The 16,844-nt window shown below is 49.0% G+C and carries 17 protein-coding genes; 3 read left to right on the forward strand and 14 right to left on the reverse strand.

The features are described 5' to 3' along the window. Positions 1 to 115: 115 nt before the first annotated feature. Positions 116 to 622, reverse strand: coding sequence for a MogA/MoaB family molybdenum cofactor biosynthesis protein (locus ACFVS2_RS11815; protein ID WP_390234003.1), 507 nt, complete (start codon positions 620 to 622; stop codon positions 116 to 118). A gap of 177 nt (positions 623 to 799) precedes the next feature. On the opposite strand from ACFVS2_RS11815, the gene ACFVS2_RS11820 reads away from it, so the two are divergent. Beyond that, positions 800 to 2,242, forward strand: a complete 1,443-nt coding sequence (locus tag ACFVS2_RS11820) for an aminotransferase-like domain-containing protein (RefSeq protein ID WP_173619107.1) — start codon at positions 800 to 802, stop codon at positions 2,240 to 2,242. Between the two features lie 86 nt (positions 2,243 to 2,328). Beyond that, positions 2,329 to 3,675: a TrkH family potassium uptake protein gene (locus ACFVS2_RS11825; RefSeq protein WP_390234006.1), complete on the forward strand. Its 1,347-nt coding sequence runs from the start codon at positions 2,329 to 2,331 to the stop codon at positions 3,673 to 3,675. Positions 3,676 to 3,745: 70 nt separating this feature from the next. Here ACFVS2_RS11825 and leuB read toward each other — a convergent pair whose 3' ends face one another. The 10 genes from leuB to ACFVS2_RS11875 form a co-directional block, all read right to left on the reverse strand. Then, positions 3,746 to 4,840, reverse strand: a complete 1,095-nt coding sequence (gene leuB / locus ACFVS2_RS11830) for a 3-isopropylmalate dehydrogenase (RefSeq protein ID WP_173619109.1) — start codon at positions 4,838 to 4,840, stop codon at positions 3,746 to 3,748. Positions 4,841 to 4,918: 78 nt separating this feature from the next. Beyond that, entirely contained in the window at positions 4,919 to 6,457 is a 1,539-nt protein-coding gene (locus ACFVS2_RS11835; protein ID WP_390234008.1) for a 2-isopropylmalate synthase, read from the reverse strand. Between the two features lie 56 nt (positions 6,458 to 6,513). Further along, on the reverse strand, positions 6,514 to 7,536 hold the full coding sequence (gene ilvC, locus ACFVS2_RS11840) for a ketol-acid reductoisomerase (RefSeq protein WP_390234011.1): 1,023 nt from the start codon (positions 7,534 to 7,536) through the stop codon (positions 6,514 to 6,516). A gap of 56 nt (positions 7,537 to 7,592) precedes the next feature. Beyond that, on the reverse strand, positions 7,593 to 8,099 hold the full coding sequence (ilvN, locus tag ACFVS2_RS11845; protein ID WP_173619111.1) for an acetolactate synthase small subunit: 507 nt from the start codon (positions 8,097 to 8,099) through the stop codon (positions 7,593 to 7,595). 1 nt (position 8,100) lies between these two features. Then, positions 8,101 to 9,837 (reverse strand): biosynthetic-type acetolactate synthase large subunit, encoded by a 1,737-nt coding sequence (gene ilvB / locus ACFVS2_RS11850; protein WP_173619112.1) that lies wholly within the window; start codon positions 9,835 to 9,837, stop codon positions 8,101 to 8,103. A gap of 677 nt (positions 9,838 to 10,514) precedes the next feature. Then, positions 10,515 to 11,654, reverse strand: a complete 1,140-nt coding sequence (gene sat, locus ACFVS2_RS11855) for a sulfate adenylyltransferase (RefSeq protein WP_390234015.1) — start codon at positions 11,652 to 11,654, stop codon at positions 10,515 to 10,517. Next, positions 11,636 to 12,337 carry a phosphoadenylyl-sulfate reductase gene (locus tag ACFVS2_RS11860; protein ID WP_390234017.1) on the reverse strand — a complete coding sequence of 234 codons (702 nt, stop codon included), beginning with the start codon at positions 12,335 to 12,337 and terminating at the stop codon, positions 11,636 to 11,638. The genes sat and ACFVS2_RS11860 overlap by 19 nt, the downstream gene beginning before the upstream one ends. Before the next feature lie 237 nt (positions 12,338 to 12,574). Further along, positions 12,575 to 12,808 carry a hypothetical protein gene (locus ACFVS2_RS11865; protein ID WP_390234019.1) on the reverse strand — a complete coding sequence of 78 codons (234 nt, stop codon included), beginning with the start codon at positions 12,806 to 12,808 and terminating at the stop codon, positions 12,575 to 12,577. A gap of 160 nt (positions 12,809 to 12,968) precedes the next feature. Then, positions 12,969 to 13,208 carry a hypothetical protein gene (locus tag ACFVS2_RS11870; protein ID WP_173619116.1) on the reverse strand — a complete coding sequence of 80 codons (240 nt, stop codon included), beginning with the start codon at positions 13,206 to 13,208 and terminating at the stop codon, positions 12,969 to 12,971. Between the two features lie 157 nt (positions 13,209 to 13,365). Then, entirely contained in the window at positions 13,366 to 14,259 is an 894-nt protein-coding gene (locus tag ACFVS2_RS11875; RefSeq protein ID WP_304502533.1) for a R2-like ligand-binding oxidase, read from the reverse strand. Between the two features lie 212 nt (positions 14,260 to 14,471). On the opposite strand from ACFVS2_RS11875, the gene ACFVS2_RS11880 reads away from it, so the two are divergent. Then, complete coding sequence (locus ACFVS2_RS11880) at positions 14,472 to 15,158, forward strand: helix-turn-helix transcriptional regulator (protein ID WP_390234022.1); 687 nt, start codon at positions 14,472 to 14,474, stop codon at positions 15,156 to 15,158. A 407-nt stretch (positions 15,159 to 15,565) separates the two neighbouring features. Here ACFVS2_RS11880 and rplT read toward each other — a convergent pair whose 3' ends face one another. The 3 genes from rplT to infC form a co-directional block, all read right to left on the reverse strand. Then, complete coding sequence (gene rplT / locus ACFVS2_RS11885) at positions 15,566 to 15,925, reverse strand: 50S ribosomal protein L20 (protein ID WP_007728568.1); 360 nt, start codon at positions 15,923 to 15,925, stop codon at positions 15,566 to 15,568. A 91-nt stretch (positions 15,926 to 16,016) separates the two neighbouring features. Next, positions 16,017 to 16,214, reverse strand: a complete 198-nt coding sequence (gene rpmI / locus ACFVS2_RS11890) for a 50S ribosomal protein L35 (protein ID WP_007728569.1) — start codon at positions 16,212 to 16,214, stop codon at positions 16,017 to 16,019. Positions 16,215 to 16,244: 30 nt separating this feature from the next. After that, positions 16,245 to 16,751 carry a translation initiation factor IF-3 gene (infC, locus tag ACFVS2_RS11895; RefSeq protein ID WP_035984450.1) on the reverse strand — a complete coding sequence of 169 codons (507 nt, stop codon included), beginning with the start codon at positions 16,749 to 16,751 and terminating at the stop codon, positions 16,245 to 16,247. Positions 16,752 to 16,844 lie beyond the last annotated feature (93 nt).

The following is a 16,844-nucleotide window of genomic DNA, read 5'->3' on the forward strand; positions in this document are numbered from 1 at the left end:
TCTACTCTCCTTGCAAAATTCGGCACCAAAAAACCATCTGCAATCGATGGTTCATGGTCTGACCGATCTTTTTCCTTTCGTAACAGTACCATACGAGACTACTAACGGCAAATCGTTAACGATTTAATTCGCGCACCACATGCCCCAGCTCTGGCACGATCAACCGATTCATCGCCAGTCGCACCGCACCTGTCGAGCCTGGCGTGGAAAAAATCATTTTCCCTTTCCGCGTCCCTGCAATCGCACGACTGAGCATCGCTGCGGAACCGATGTCCTCTGTATAGCTCAACATCCGAAACAGCTCACCAAATCCTGGCATTTCCTTATCAAGCAAGCCAGAAACAGCCTCAAAGGTATTATCTCTTGGCGAAATGCCAGTACCGCCATTGAGAAGAATGACTTGAACGTCGTCATGTGTGATTCCCGCTTCGATTGCCGCAATGACTTGTACAGGCTCGTCCTTTACAATTTGATAAAGCGCAATGCTGTGACCGGCTTCAGTCAGCAGCTGCTTCATTAACTGTCCACTTTTATCTGTATCCTCTGTCCGAGTATCGGAAACGGTTATGACCATGCATGTGACTTGCTTGGGCGATAGCGCCTTGTGTTCCTGCGTACTCATCCGTAATTTCCTCATTTCTTCAATATATATATCTATTTCTCATGATACCATGTTCAGGTTTCCAATACCCTCGTCGTTCCGGCAACAATTTCTTCACTCCCTATACCCGAGATGCTTCTCTTTCCTATATAATGCTGATGACTGCTATTTTTTCGACAGACAAGGAGGCGTGCGCGAATGCCAGAGCGACCTTATTTTTCTTTTCATTTCCACAAACAATCGCACACACCGATCTATGTACAACTCGCTGAACAATTAAAAACAGCGATTCTTCGTGGTGCCTTTCTTGTAGATGGACAACAATTAATATCACTGCGAGATATGAAAACAATTAGCGGCTGCTCGTTAGAGACAGTCAAAAAAGCATACGATCATCTTGCTTTGGAAGGCTGGCTGGAAGCTGTGCATGGCAAAGGCTATTACTTGACGCAGCTTGCCAAAGAAGCTCGTTTGGAAAATCGCCTCCCGCTCACAGATATTCCAATCGCTTCTCTGGCTGATTCCTCCCCTCGTCCAAGCGAAGAGCTGGTGAAGCGATTGCGTGGTGCTTTTTATGAGAGCCTGACCGTATTGGATGAACCGTCCGCGAAGAAGAAAATCATGCGAACGCAGGCTACCAAAGTTTTCGCTGATCATCTCAGCCGCAGGGGACTGCCACACTCACCTGAACGCCTTCTGCTTTTTAACAGAAGCACGAGCGGCTTCGCCTTCCTAGCACAGCGGATCATGAATGCGCGCGATGTCGTCTATGTGGAGGAGTATAGCTATCCCGTATTCCTGCGCTTACTGAGCCAATGCGGTATTACGGTTCGACCGATTCGTATGGATGAAGAAGGCGTTTGTATTCAAGCCCTCAATGAAGAGCAGGAGCATTACCCCGCCAATTGGCTGTTGATTAACCCGCATTACCAATTCCCTACGGGCATCAGCTATTCATTGAAACGAAAAGAAGAGCTGCTCGAATGGGCACAGAATCATAACGTACGTCTGATTGAAAACGACCATTATGGAGATCTCTGGTTTGAAGAGCCGAGCGTTCCCCTGTACCACATGGCTGTGCAGGCAAAAAGCTCTGTCGAGGTCTACTATTTGCATTCTTTGTCCAAAACACTGGCTCGCGACCTGCAATTGGGCGTGTTGATGCTTCCTTCTGATTTATCGGATGATGAATTGGAGCGCTACAGCCAGCTTGTTTCCATGACCGGAGCGGAACCTTCCCTGCTCGTCGTAGAGGCAGCCGTTCAACTCCTCGATGATCCTTGGTTTTACGAAGAGTTTCTAGCAGATCGACGTGCCCTGTTCCAGGCCCGCTTCCTACGACTCTGGCAGGAAAGACGGCAAGCACTCCCCGAACACGCACGAATGTACCCCATTTCAGGTGGCTTAAATACGTGGATCAAATGGGGCACGCCAACCACAAGAGCAACCGAACAAGAAGAGAGAGTCGTCGCTATTCTTCGAGAGGAGGGTCTCGAGCTGACTGGCGGTCATGCTTTTCGCGTAGCGGATGAGCCTGCCGATATTCTGCGCTGCCCGGCTGTCCGTTTCCCGCTTGCTCCACTGGAAGAACGAGAATTGAAGCATTGGCTTCACCGATTGGGCGCTGCTCTACTTCGGTAAGTTTTCCAAGGGAAATGCCATACTAAGAGATGGATTTCCCTTCTTCTCATACACAAGACTCGAAAAAAGCCGAGGTATAACCTGCTATGATTAAAAAAATCGTAGAAAAGCTTCACCTTGATCCACCAAAAACGCTTGTTCTTGGGTTTGCCTTGATTATCTTCCTGGGAGCACTGCTTTTGACACTCCCGGTCGCTACAGTTGATGGACTTGGCCTGCATTGGCTTGATGCTCTGTTTACAGCCACCTCTGCTACGTGTGTAACAGGCTTGGTTGTCGTCGATACTGGAACGACCTTTACGATCTTTGGTCAGCTTGTTATTTTGTCTCTCATTCAAATTGGCGGTCTCGGATTTATGACGTTCGCTACCTTCTTCGCACTGATTATGCGTAAAAAAATCTCATTGCGTGAACGGCTCATCCTTCAAGAGTCGCTGAATCAGATATCGATAGAAGGTGTCGTACGTTTAGCCAAAATGATTTTGATTTTTACTGCCCTCACTGAGTTTATAGGTGGAGTGCTCCTCTCTATTCGTTTTGCATTTGACTTTCCTCTGTCAAAAGCGATATATTTTGGCTTTTTCCATGCGATTTCTAACTTTAATAATGCTGGGTTTGATCTGATGGGGAATTTCGCCAGCTTAACTGCTTATGTAGATGATCTGCTCGTCAATCTCGTCGTCTGTTTGATGATCATTCTTGGCGGTATTGGTTTCATTGTTGTGAGTGAATTATACGATTATCGTCAAACCCGCCGCCTGTCTTTACATACGAAAGTGGTACTGGCAACAACCGGTCTCTTGATTACGGCTGGGACCGTGCTTATCTTCATTTTGGAGTATAATAATCCGAAGACTTTGCAGCCCCTTTCCATGATGGGCAAAGTGCTAGGCTCCTTATATCAGTCGGTTACACCTCGTACGGCAGGTTCGAACACATTGAATATCGGGGATATGTATCAGTCGTCCCTCTTCCTCATTATCATCCTGATGTTCATTGGTGCGTCACCTGGTTCAACAGGAGGCGGAATCAAAACGACGACCTTTGCTACACTGATTGGTGCTGTTATCGCTCAAATTAAAGGGAAGGAAGATGTCATCTTTTTCCGACAACGAATCTTGCCACACATGGTCTACAAATCACTGACGCTGACCATGATCGCCCTGTTCATTGTGCTTGTCATGACGATGGTGCTCTCGATTACCGAGACAAGTGCCCGATTCGAGATGATCCTGTTCGAGGTCACTTCTGCATTTGCTACGACTGGACTATCTATGGGGCTGACCCCAAACCTTACTCCCATCGGTAAAGCGTTAATCGTTATGACGATGTTTGCTGGTCGCTTGGGACCTCTCACGATTGCCTTTGCCCTCGCACAGCGCAAGCAAAAGGAATACTTCCGCTATCCCAAAGGGAAGATCACCATCGGATAAGCAGTATAAAAAGGTAAAACCCTGCCAAAGCACCCGAAGGACTTTGGCAGGGTTTCGTTTTGTGTATGATTTATTGTTTTTGCCACTGTTTGGACAGCTCGTCGCGAACGAGTTGGCCCATCTCGATTGTACCAATCGCTTTGCTTCTGTCTGCCGCGATATCGCCAGTGCGATGTCCTGCTTCCAGTACGGACCAAACTGCGTTTTCCACTGCTGCTGCCGCTTCATCCATACCGAGCGAGAGACGAAGCATCATCGCGACGGATAGAATGGTTGCCAGCGGATTGGCAATGCCTTTTCCAGCAATGTCAGGGGCAGAACCATGAACCGGTTCATACAGGCCAAAGCTGCCTGCTGCCAGACTCGCCGAAGACAGCATCCCAATCGAACCAGTCAGCATCGCTGCCTGATCGCTCAAGATGTCGCCAAACATGTTTTCCGTCACGATGACGTCAAACTGTTTTGGTTCACGCACGAGCTGCATCGCGCAAGAGTCTACCAACTGGTGAGACAGCTCTACATCTGGATAGTCAGCCGCTACTCGCTCGGCTACCTTGCGCCAGAGGCGGGAGCTTTCGAGGACATTTGCCTTATCTACAGATACGAGACGCTTTTGGCGTTTGCGCGCAATGTCGAAACCGACTCGAATGATTCGCTCGACTTCCGCTTCATGATAGATGCACTGATCTTCTGCGACTTCACCGTTTGGACCGTCGTAGCGTTTTTTCTCACCGAAATAAATGCCCCCGGTCAGTTCACGTACAACGATCAAGTCAACGCCAGAAACGACTTCTGGCTTGAGGGAGGATGCATCCACCAGAGAGCTGTGCATGGTAGCTGGGCGAATGTTCGCAAACAAACCGAGCGCTTTGCGAATGCCGAGCAGCCCTGTTTCTGGACGAAGATGCCCAGGATTCTGATCCCACTTCGGTCCGCCAACGGCTCCCAAGAGTACAGCATCCGCTTGCTTAGTCAGCGTTACCGTTTCTTCTGGCAATGGTGTTCCATCCGTATCGATTGCGATACCACCGATCCTGCCTTCTTCACATGTAAAAGTGACATCTTCAAGTTCCCCTACGAGTGTAAGGACTTTGACCGCTTCCTGCATGATTTCTGGTCCAATACCGTCTCCAGGAAGAACGGCGATGCGATAGTTTTTCTTCATCGTTTATCCCGCTTTTCTATACGTAATGGTTTCCGAACGCTGCTGGTTCCTATGATCCTATCCACATTTGACCTATCTTTATATCGTTGCACTGACGGGCATAGGCTCGCCACGACGCTCCATGATCTTGTTCACTGCCCGTACATAGGCGATTGCGCTCGCTTCCAGCACATCTGTGCTCACACCGCGGCCGGTAACGATCAGATCGCCCTGCTGTAGACGGACGAACACTTCACCCAACGCATCTTGTCCGTGAGTAACGGAAAGGATTTTGTAATCGACGAGGGTAACTTCTTCTCCGGTAGCGCGGTCAATCGCTTTGTAGATGGAATCAACCGATCCATTTCCACATGCGGCTTCTTCGCATACCGATCCGTCGGCACGAACCAGTCGCACACTCGCTGTCGGAACGGAAATGTTGCCGTAAGCGAGCTGTACGGATTCCAGCTGGAACGCTTCTGGTCCGCGAACCATCTTGGAGTCGACCAATGCGAGGATGTCGTCATCCGTGATTTCTTTCTTCTTGTCGCACAATACTTTGAACGCTGCAAACGCTACGTTTACCTCTTCTTGCTCCAAGTGATAGCCCAGATCAACCAACTTTTCTTTGAAAGCATGGCGCCCAGAGTGCTTGCCAAGAACCAGTTTGTTTGACTTGAAGCCAACCGATTCCGGACGGATGATTTCGTACGTAGTGACTTCTTTTAACACACCATCCTGGTGAATACCGGACTCGTGGGCAAAAGCATTTGCCCCCACGACTGCTTTATTTCCTGGCACGATCATCCCTGTCAAACGGCTCACCAGCTGGCTGGTCCGTCCGATTTCTTTCAAATTCAACTTGGTCGTCGCCTGGTAGTAATCCTTGCGCGTCTCCAATGCAAGCGCCACTTCTTCCAGAGCAGCATTTCCAGCGCGCTCTCCGATTCCATTGATGGTGCCCTCCACTTGCGTAGCGCCACCCTCGACTGCAGCGAGACTATTGGCCACTGCCATCCCGAGGTCATCGTGGCAATGGCAGCTCAGACGAATCAGATCCGTAGAAGGTACCCGAGTTTTCAGCTCACGGAAAATGTTTCCATACTGATACGGCGTCATGTAGCCAACCGTATCTGGAATATTTACCGTAGTAGCCCCTGCCTTGATAACCGCCTCTACAACCTCTGCCAAAAATTCGATCTCGGTACGCGCCGCATCCTCTGCGGAAAACTGAACTTCCGTAAAGTACTTTTTCGCATAAGTAACTGCTTCCACCGCCCGAGCAAGGACTTCTTCCTTGCTCATGTTCAGCTTGAACTGACGGTGAATCGGAGATGTTGCGAGAAAGACGTGGAGGGAAGCGTTTTGTGCGTTGCGAAGCGCTTCGTATGCCTTATCCATGTCGTCTTTTACGGCACGAGCCAGACTGACGACGGTTGCATTCTTCACCCGTTTTGCAACTTCGGCCACAGACTTTTGGTCACCTGGGGAGGCAGCAGCGAAGCCCGCCTCAATTCTGTTTACGCCCAGCTTCTCGAGTTGAAGGGCGATCTCCACCTTTTCGTTCGTGCTAATATTGACGCCCGGAGACTGCTCCCCATCGCGCAGTGTCGTATCAAAAATCTCAATGGTCCGCATGAACTTTTCACCTCCACATTTTTCCCTACATTGTATATAGATTTTTCACACGGCAATTATTGGCCGATTTTCGCTTCTTCTTTTTTCGTATCTTTGTTGATCCAAGACATCATGCCACGCAGTTGCTCCCCTACTACCTCGATACCATGCTCGGATTCCAGACGGCGACGGGAAGTGAAGCCAGGACGGTTTGCTTGGTTTTCCAAGATCCAATTGCGAGCAAATGTACCGTCTTGGATTTCTGCCAGTACTTTTTTCATTTCTTTGCGAGTTTCATCTGTGATGATGCGACGACCAGTGCTGTAGTCACCGTACTCAGCTGTGTCACTGATGGAGTAGCGCATACGAGCCAAGCCACCCTCGTACATCAGGTCAACGATCAGCTTCAGCTCATGCAAGCACTCGAAGTAGGCGATCTCAGGCGCATAACCTGCTTCCACCAATGTATCGAATCCTGCTTTTACCAGCTCACTTGCGCCACCGCACAATACTGCTTGCTCACCGAACAAGTCTGTTTCAGTCTCTTCACGGAAAGAAGTTTCGATTACGCCTGCTTTTGTGCAACCGATACCGCTGGAGTAGGCGAGTGCGAGATCTTTCGCGTTGCCAGTTGCATCTTGGTAAATTGCGATCAAACCAGGTACGCCGAAGCCTTCTTGGTATACGCGACGAACCAGGTGACCCGGGCTTTTTGGCGCTGCCATGATTACGTCTACATCAGCTGGTGGCACGATTTGCGCGTAGTGGATGTTGAATCCGTGAGAGAAGCAAAGTGCAGCGCCGGATTTCAGGTTTGGAGCGATCTCGTCGCGGTATACTTGTGCTTGACGCTCATCTGGCATCAGGATTTGAACCACGTCAGCGCGTTTGGTTGCTTCTGCTACTGTCAGAACTTCAAAACCGTCTTTTGCTGCAACATCCCAAGATTTTCCTGAACGAAGACCCACAACTACTTTATAACCGCTGTCGCGCAGGTTTTGTGCTTGTGCATGACCTTGGCTACCGTAACCGATGATTGCGATTGTTTTTCCACGCAGTACCTCTTGTTTTACGTCCGCTTCATAATACATTTTTACCATTTGTATAGCCTCCCTAAAATTGTTTAGTTTGAATTTTTATTCTGAAATTTGGCAATTTAAACCGTTGCTGCGGCTGTTGCTGGAACAATACTGCGCGCCATCGCTACTGAACCTGTTCTTGTCAATTCAATAACGCCGTAGTTTTGTAGTAGTACGAGCAGCGCATCAATCTTTTCGGTGTCACCCGTTACTTGCACGATCAGTGAGCTAGGACCCACATCGACGATCGCGGCACGGAACGGCTCGACAATTCCGTTTAACTCTGCCAGCTGGCTGGGCGATGCCGTCACTTTAATCAGTGCCAGTTCCCTTGATACAAAAGGGTTTTCACTAAGATTCGTGACTGAGATGACATCGATCAGCTTGTGCAATTGCTTCATGAGCTGATTGATTTGGCGGTCATCTCCCCCAGTTGAAATGATCATCCGGGACAGCCCCTGTTCTTCCGTGCCTCCCACCGTAATGCTGTCGATGTTGAAGCCGCGTTGGCCGAACAGTGTCGCCACTCTGGTCAAAACGCCTGGTTGGTCGTTGACGAGTACGGAAATGGTATGTTGCTGCATCCTAATCGTCCCCCAATTCCATCTGATCTAATGTGTTGCCTGATGCAACCATCGGATATACGTTTTCTTCCTGTGCAACGCGGAAGTCCACCACGACTGGTCCATCATGCGCAAGCGCCTCTGCCCAAACTGCTTCGGCTTCTTCCGGCGTGCTTGCTCGCAAGCCTTTTACGCCATATGCTTCTGCCAGCTTGACAAAATCCGGGCTGCATGTCAGATCGATTTGGCTGTAGCGATTATCGTAGAAGAGCTCCTGCCATTGACGTACCATTCCCAAGCACTGGTTGTTCACAATCGCTACTTTGACCGGAATGTTGTATTGGGAGACGATTGCCAGCTCCTGGTTGGTCATCTGGAATCCGCCATCTCCAACGACGGAGATTACCGTGCGATCCGGGTGAGCGATCTGTGCGCCAATTGCTGCCGGGAAGCCAAAGCCCATCGTGCCGAGACCACCGGAAGAGATAAAGGAGCGCGGGTGCTTGAACTTATAGTATTGAGCTGTCCACATCTGGTGTTGTCCAACGTCTGTTGTGACGATCGCTTCCCCATCTGTGGAGTTGTACAAGAGTTCAATGACTGCTTGTGGCTTCAATACGTCGCCATCTTTTTTGTACTTGTACGGATATTGTTCTTTCCACTCTTTCAACTGGCTGATCCACGCTTCCGAATCACAAGCTTTGGCGAGCGGAATTGCTTTTGCCAGCGTGCTCTTCACGTCGCCCGCTACTGTGACGGCTGTCTCTACGTTTTTCCCCAGCTCTGCTGGATCGATGTCGACGTGTACGATGCGGGCTTTTGGTGCGAACTCTTTCGTGCGTCCCATCGTGATTCGGTCATCAAAGCGTGCTCCCAGACCAATCACGCAATCTGCATTCAAGAGCGCTTGATTCGCTGTGTAATTTCCATGCATCCCTGGCATTGCCAGCGACAGCTCGTGTGTTCCAGGGAAACCGCCCAATCCCATGAAGGTGTTGATCACCGGGATGCGTGTTTTTTCAGCAAAGTCGCGCAATTCTTTCTCTGCTTGAGCTGCAATGATTCCCCCGCCCGCCAAAATGACTGGACGCTTCGCTTCGCTAACGGCTTTTACAAACTCTTGTACTTGTTCGTCGCTTGGTACGAGTGAAGCGCGGTAGCCGCGAATCTCCACTTTATCCGGGTAGGTAAATGGAGCCTTCTCATTGGCGACGTCTTTGGGAATGTCGATCAATACTGGGCCCGGACGACCGGTTGTCGCGATGTGGAAAGCTTCCTTCACAATCCGTGGAAGATCGCGAATGTCGCGGACAAAGTAGCTGTGCTTCGTAATTGGGATGGTAATTCCCGTAATGTTCGCCTCTTGGAACGCGTCGGTACCAATCAGCGACTGTGCCACGTTACCTGTGATGCAGACCAGCGGAACCGAGTCCATCTGAGCGGTTGCAATCCCTGTTACGAGGTTCGTTGCTCCCGGACCGGAAGTGGCGATACATACACCCGGTTTGCCTGTTGCTCGGGCATATCCGTCAGCAGCGTGGATAGCGCCTTGCTCGTGGCGAGTCAAAATGTGCTTGAAGTAGCTCCCGTACAGGGAGTCATAAATGGGGAGCACCGCACCGCCTGGATAGCCGAAAATGTATTCGACCTGCTCCAGGATTAAACAGCGCAGCAGCGTTTCTGCTCCTGACACTTCTTCCCCGAACTGAATCGGTGGAATGCCGTTCTTTTTCTGCAATTCGGCCATTTCAACACTCATTGACCTCTCCTCCTCCCAATTCTCAACAGGTATTGAAAATAACTATAGACACATAGAAAAACCCTTTCGCCCCGACACGGTTTTATTTCCATGTCTTTTGGGGCGAAAGGGTTCGCGGTACCACCCAACTTTATCGGCGCCTCACGGTCAGCCGATCTCAGCCAGTCACAACAAATGTGGACTGTAACACGTTAACGGGTGTTAAGCGGTTTGGCCTACTACCTGCAAAGCAAGTTTCAGCTAAACGGCTCGGAGGTGAGCAATGCGACGTACCCAATACCCGTTTCTCAGCATCAGGGCTCTCTGTAAAAGGGGTAACGCGCACCATCCTCGTCATGGCCTACTATTAAAACAATATTTTCAATATTGTTGTTGTCAGAATAAAGTGTTACGTCTGATTATAGCTAGGCACCTAGGGGGTGTCAACGAAAACAAAAAGATTTTACTGGACTTTCGTCCGAACGAATGCTCAGTTGGAAATGGCTTTATAGCGCGGTTTTTGCGTGAAAGCGGATACAACAAAACGATCAAAACCGTTTTGTTGACCGCAAGCGGTCGCGGATACTTTTATGAAAAACGTCGAGACGTTCTTCACTGAAAACAGGAAAACTTGTCCAGTTTTTCGCAACGGAAAAAGAACGGCATTGCCGTCCCTCTCCTGCTTTTTCGGTTCCGTTTTATTGCGAGGATTTCAATCCCTCTATCAAAATCGTTGCGACTTCCGGGCGTGTAAATTCCGGAGGTGGCGTGATCCCGTTTCTCAACATTTCCCTCACTTTTGTTCCCGATAAGGTCATATGAGAGTCTTTGTCATGCGGGCACGTCTTGGTCGTTGCCATCCCTTGGCATGCCTTGCAGTAAAAGCTGTGCTCAAAAAAGAGCAGCTGGATACCGAGCTCACCTGGCGCAAACTCGGAAAAGATGTGCTGCGCATCATACGTGCCGTAATAATCGCCTACCCCTGCGTGATCGCGGCCGACAATAAAGTGTGTACAACCGTAATTTTTTCGTACCAATGCGTGGAAGACCGCCTCACGCGGACCCGCATATCGCATGGCAGCCGGAAAAGCACCGAGCAGTACACGGTTGCGTGGATAGTAATTTTCCAGAAGGGCGAGATAGCTTTTCATTCGCACTTGTGCAGGAACATCGTCTGATTTCGTTTCCCCCATCAATGGGTTGAGAAAAAGGCCATCGACAATCTCCAATGCCGCCTTTTGAATATATTCATGCGCCCGGTGAACGGGATTCCGCGTTTGGAAACCAACCACCGTTTTCCAGCCATTTTCTCGAAATCTTTCACTCGTTTCTGCCGGCGTCAAATAAAAATCAGAGAAGCGCTCAGGCTGTGGCTTTTGCAGTATTTCTACAGGTCCACCCACGTATAGATTTGGCTTTTCAAACAGCTTTTTCACACCGGGGTGAGCGAGATCCACCGTGCGAAAAACGAGCTCGGCCTCCCGCATTTTATCTGGCACAAAGCAGCTATTCACCTGCAAAATCGCATAGTCCACTCCATCTTCCCCACGTAACAGAATACTGTCGCCGGGCGCAAGATCGCCGTGCTCATCTGCATCAACAGCTAATGTCACTGGCAATGGCCAAACCGTTCCATTGGCTAGACGCATCGTTTCCACGACAGTGTGGTAATCCGCCTCTTCCATGAATCCAGTTAACGGAGAAAATGCTCCGATGGCAAGACATTCGATGTCCGACAGGGTCCATTTGTCCACGATCATGGCTTTTTTGATCCCGTGCGGCAAAATCGTTTGCTTCACATCTTTCCCTCCTGCACTGTTCATTTGTGCAGACCGCATTCGGTCTTTTCGAAGCCAGCCCACCGTCCGGATCGAGAATCTTGGCCAGGCATGACAGCGCGCGTGCATACTCGGCAGCCAATGCTTGGATAGTTCCGGTCGTGCAATGGATTGTAAGGGACATCATTTGCATGGATATATTCCCACACCTGGGCCTCCGTCCAATCTGCTAGCGGATTGAATTTAACCAGGTTGAATTTTTCGTCCCACTCCACTTTTTTTGTATTCGCTCGGGTAAGTGATTGTTCGCGGCGAATGCCTGTCATCCACGCCTGATAGTTGGACAGGACGCGCTTTAACGGCTCTACCTTCCGAATCTCGCAGCAAAGATTCGGTTCTCTCTCCCACAGTTTGTCTCCGTGTTTTTCTGTCTGCTCGGCTAACGTCAGCTGTGGCTGCACTTGAATAAATGTCGTTCCGTATCTGGCTTGCAGCTTGTCACGCGTATCATACGTTTCAGCAAAATGAATGTTGGTATCGAGGTAAAATACAGGAATGGTGGGAGCCAATTTGTGCAGCATGTCGATTAAAACGACATCTTCAGCGCCAAAGCTGGCAGCTAGGATCAGACTGGCTGCATAGTTTTCCACGGCGTTCACAAGCACGTCCTGCGGCGCTTGAGCTTCCAGTCGGCTTGCCCATTCCTGTATTTCCTCATCCGCCATTTTCTGGCGATTGCTCATCAGCGAAGCTCCTCTCTTGCTAGGATTCACCCACCATCATATGCCTAGTGACTGGAAGTGGCGCATCGTCCACCTATATCCAACTCGCCCAAACCAAACGGTCAGTACCGTTTGGTTGACCGCAAGCGGTCGCATCCACTTTTATGAAAAACGTCGAGATGTTTCGATCCCCCAATGAGAGGGGACGTTTTTCACAAAAAAAAGCCGCCAGACAGGGTCTGACAGCTTTTTGCTGCTTTATTTCTCCTCTTTTTCGTTTACTGTCGGGGCGAAAATAAAAGAGGCTCCGGTTTGTTGCGTATTTTTGGCCTCGGTTTTTTGAACCGTTGGTACGGCGTACGAACCAGGGTTTACCAAGGAAGGTGTCACGGTGTAAGAATCATCCTTTTCTTTTGCAAAAGCTCCTGGCACGAGCAATGCTGAACAGATAACTGCTGTTACACCCATCATCATCCATTTTTGTTTTCTCATCTATGTCTCTCTCCCTATCCAATGTTTTCCTGTAACGCTTTTTATTGTATGGCATTGGAGAGTCTGCTCGACACGGACGAAAGATTGTTTTTTTCTCAGACTTGAGACGGAATCGTTTTTTACAAAAGAAAAAGCATCCTGTACGGATGCTTTAACCCCATTAGTTTTCTTCTTTTTCGTTTACATTTGGAGCGAAAATAAATGCACTTCCTGTTTTTTGCGTGCCTGTCACGGCATCTGTTTTCTGGACTACAGGTGCCGTCGTGTACGGAGCAGGGGCAAAGAAAGTATTCGTCACGGAATGTGCGTCGTCTTTCTCTTTGGCAAACGCCCCTGGCACAACCATCGCTGAACAAACAACTGCTGTAATTCCCATCATCATCCACTTTTGTTTTCTCATTTTGATCTCTCTCCCTATCCAATGTTTTCCTCTTATGGCTTTATTGTAAGGGATCAGCCAGGCTGTCTAACACGGACGGGAGGTTGTTTTTTACTCAGACCTTGGGCGGATTCTACTTTAGGACCAGAGCCTAGTTCTGCAACTGGATCTATTTTTCTTACACATCGATCGTTGTTCTTGTATGCTTATACAGCTCTTCAATCGTCTGCCCTTTTGCTCGGGCAAGTACCTCCATGCGCACACTCAGTTGCTTTTTCGCAAACTGCTGCAAATCAGTGACCTTCACCCCGAATGCACTCACCCCTTGGGGGTCATCCATCCAGTCGTACAGATGACTTGCCATTGGAGCCAGCTCATCCATCTTTTTGGCAATGACATCGTAAATATGGGGATGCTCACAGATCAATCGCTGCAGCAGGAATGTTCCGTAGCTGATATGCCGCGATTCATCTGTCTTCAAATACCCAATTCCTTGCATTAAACCAGGCATGAGCCCCGTTTTGCTGAGTGCTTCGTAAAACGCATAGTAGCCTGTCTCTGCGAGCACGCCTTCTACAAACATGTTGTAGACAGTAGAAGCTTCTGCGATGGCTTCGGGGGATTTATCCGTCAACAGACGATTGAGTGCATTCGGCAAGATCTCATGGAAAATTCGCTTGTACACATCATCGTGAAAATGATGCAAGTCTCCTGACTCGCCGATGTTGTCGAGAACCAACCGGAAAAACTCGGTATGCTTGGCCTCTTCAAAGAGGAAGGTTGTCAAATACATTTCTTCCTCCAATCGCCCTTCCTCTGCAATGACCATGATCAAAGGTAAAAGATCGAGGGTGACAGCCTCTTCCCCACCAAGAAAACCAGCAATTCGTCCCAAGGTTTCTTCCTTCTGCTCCAGATTCATATTTGCGTAATCTTCGCGGTCTTGCGTAAAATCAATGTCCTGCGGGTTCCAAATGCCGTATCTCTTCGCTTTTTGATACAATTGGTACGGCAGTAGCTCCTGATTCAATCCTTTTTGGCTGGTCGAAACAAAACCATTCCTCATCCCCATCCAACCTTTCCTTTTCTCATGCGCCTTCTATTCCAAACGAATGAAAGAAGTCATGAAATTGTTAATTTATCCCAAATCCATTCTTTACGCTCCGATTAGCGGTTTGATAAAATGAAGGCGCTGTATGTAGATTATAGGTCAGACTGAACGATCGTTCATATCCCCAAAAATCAGGGGGTGTTCATCACTCAAATGGAGGTGGCAATCACTCCATGGTCAGTCCAGAGCTGAACATGTACATCGACCGAATCGAAGAAACAACATTTTATGAGGAGAAACTGGTGCTTGCTGTACGCGGCTTCGTGGATCTCTTTCCTTTCATGGGAGCCATTCTGTGCAATTACTCGACGCTCAGTCAAATGGGTGAGGGACTATGGTCGATCCTCGACCAAGAGTTATGCTCCATCCGCGATATACGGGTGGACATGCGCAATATGCCCCTCATCCAGCATGCGATCCGTGAACAGAAAGCCGTCCTGCTAGATTCTGAGGCGATTCGTCAGTTCCCGCCCAATTTAGTGTATGGCGCCCCTTATGCGCTCATTCTCCCCATCAGCTATGGGCCTAACGTACTCGGCTACGCCGGTATTTCCTGGCATCAGGATGGCTGTTCCGGCATCAACCATCAATTGGTACAATCCTTAAGCGCATACTGTTTGATGCTGGGGAAAGTATTGGCAACCGACTCCCTTCGCCCTAAAACCGTCAAGCTTTCACGCCGAGAAGTCGAAGTCATGCAGCGGATGTCATGGGGCGAAAGCATTAAGGAGATGGCAGACTGGATGGGAATTAGTGAGTTTACCGTGCAGGATTACATCAAGTCTTCCTTAAAAAAGCTCGGTGTGCAAAATCGCGCACAAGGTGTGGCAGACGCTATTCGCCAGCGAATCATTTGTTGAATAGAAATAGAAAAAAACAACCGAATGTGATCTCGGTTGTTTTTTCTTTGACTTAAACTTCCATTTCTACGTTCTGATTTCTACCACGTTTCTCGGTGCTGTTCTCGTCCGTTGAATCTCCCTGATTTGAGAAGTGGTCATGAATTCAAATGCTTGACACTGTCGGACTGCTACCCCACGTCTGCGAAAACGAATACGACGAGCTTCAAAGTTTCTGCCTGCCCATAGGCTTACTCGTCATTGTGCCATGCCACTTACCTCCTTCTATCTTTGCTGTAAGATATGACAAGGAGATTGATAGCGTGTGGACAGGTGTAGGATGCTATTCGTTTGATTTTGCTATCTAGACCACAACAAAAAAGCCAACCTTGCCCTCAATCGGGAAGATCGGCTCTTCTATTCAAAAATTAAGCGTTCAGTTTGCTTTTTGCAACTGTTGCCAGTTCGTTGAACGCAGCTTTGTCGTTAACAGCCAAGTCAGCCAGCATTTTGCGGTTAACTTCGATGCCAGCAACTTTCAGGCCGTGCATCAAACGGCTGTAGGACAGACCGTTCATGCGAGCTTGCGCGTTGATACGAGTGATCCACAGTTTGCGGAAATCACGTTTCTTTTGACGACGGTCACGGTATGCATACAGCAGGGATTTCATAACCTGCGCATTAGCGGATTTAAACAGGCGATGTTTGGAACCGAAGTATCCTTTCGCCAGCTTCAGGATTTTCTTATGACGACGGCGTGTAACAATGCCACCTTTTACTCTTGGCATACTAAACTCCTCCTGGTCTTTCCAGCATGGCGGCCTACTGCTAGGCGCTTAGGGAGCTCATGCTGCGTAATGGTGTGTAATAAAGAAAAACTTACATGTAAGTGAGCATTTGCTCAATACGTTTTTGATCGCCTTTGGAAACGAGTGCAGCTTTGCGCAGGTGGCGCTTAGCTTTCGTCGATTTGTTAGCGAACAAGTGGCTACCAAACGCACGGTCGCGCTTCAATTGGCCGCTTCCAGTCTTTTTGAAACGTTTCGCAGCGGCCTTGTTGGTTTTCATTTTAGGCATCTGAAAAATCCTCCTGTCTAAACTACTATCTTACTGCTTTTCCGCTTTCGGAGCCAGAATCATGATCATGCTGCGACCCTCGATCTTCGGCTTGCGCTCAGGCGTAGCGAGATCTTCACACTGGGCAGCAACACGTTCCATAACGCCTAGTCCAATTTCGGAGTGGGTGATTTCACGTCCACGGAAACGGATCGTACACTTCACCTTGTGTTGATCCTCCAAGAACTTGCGGACGTTGCGAAGCTTTGTTTGAAAATCGTGTTCCTCGATGTTAGAAGAAAAACGCACTTCTTTCAGCTCGATGATCTTCTGGTTTTTACGCGCTTCTTTTTCCTTTTTCGCCTGCTCGTATTTGAACTTTCCATAGTCCATGATACGGCATACAGGCGGCTTGGCTGTAGGAGCAACGTTTACCAGATCCAATTCAGCTTCCTGGGCAATGCGCAATGCTTCCCTAAAAGGTACGACTCCCAATTGGCTCCCGTCAGCACCGATTAAACGGACTTCACGGGCTCGGATCGCTTCGTTAATTAACATTTGATCCTTGCTAATACTTGCCACCCCCGTCAATTTCGAGAAGGAACAAAAATATGCGAACGCAATCTGCGCCCGCACATATCTCACCTAAGC

It is taken from the genome of Brevibacillus sp. NPDC058079 (assembly GCF_042885155.1).
Taxonomy (GTDB): Bacteria; Bacillota; Bacilli; order Brevibacillales; family Brevibacillaceae; genus Brevibacillus.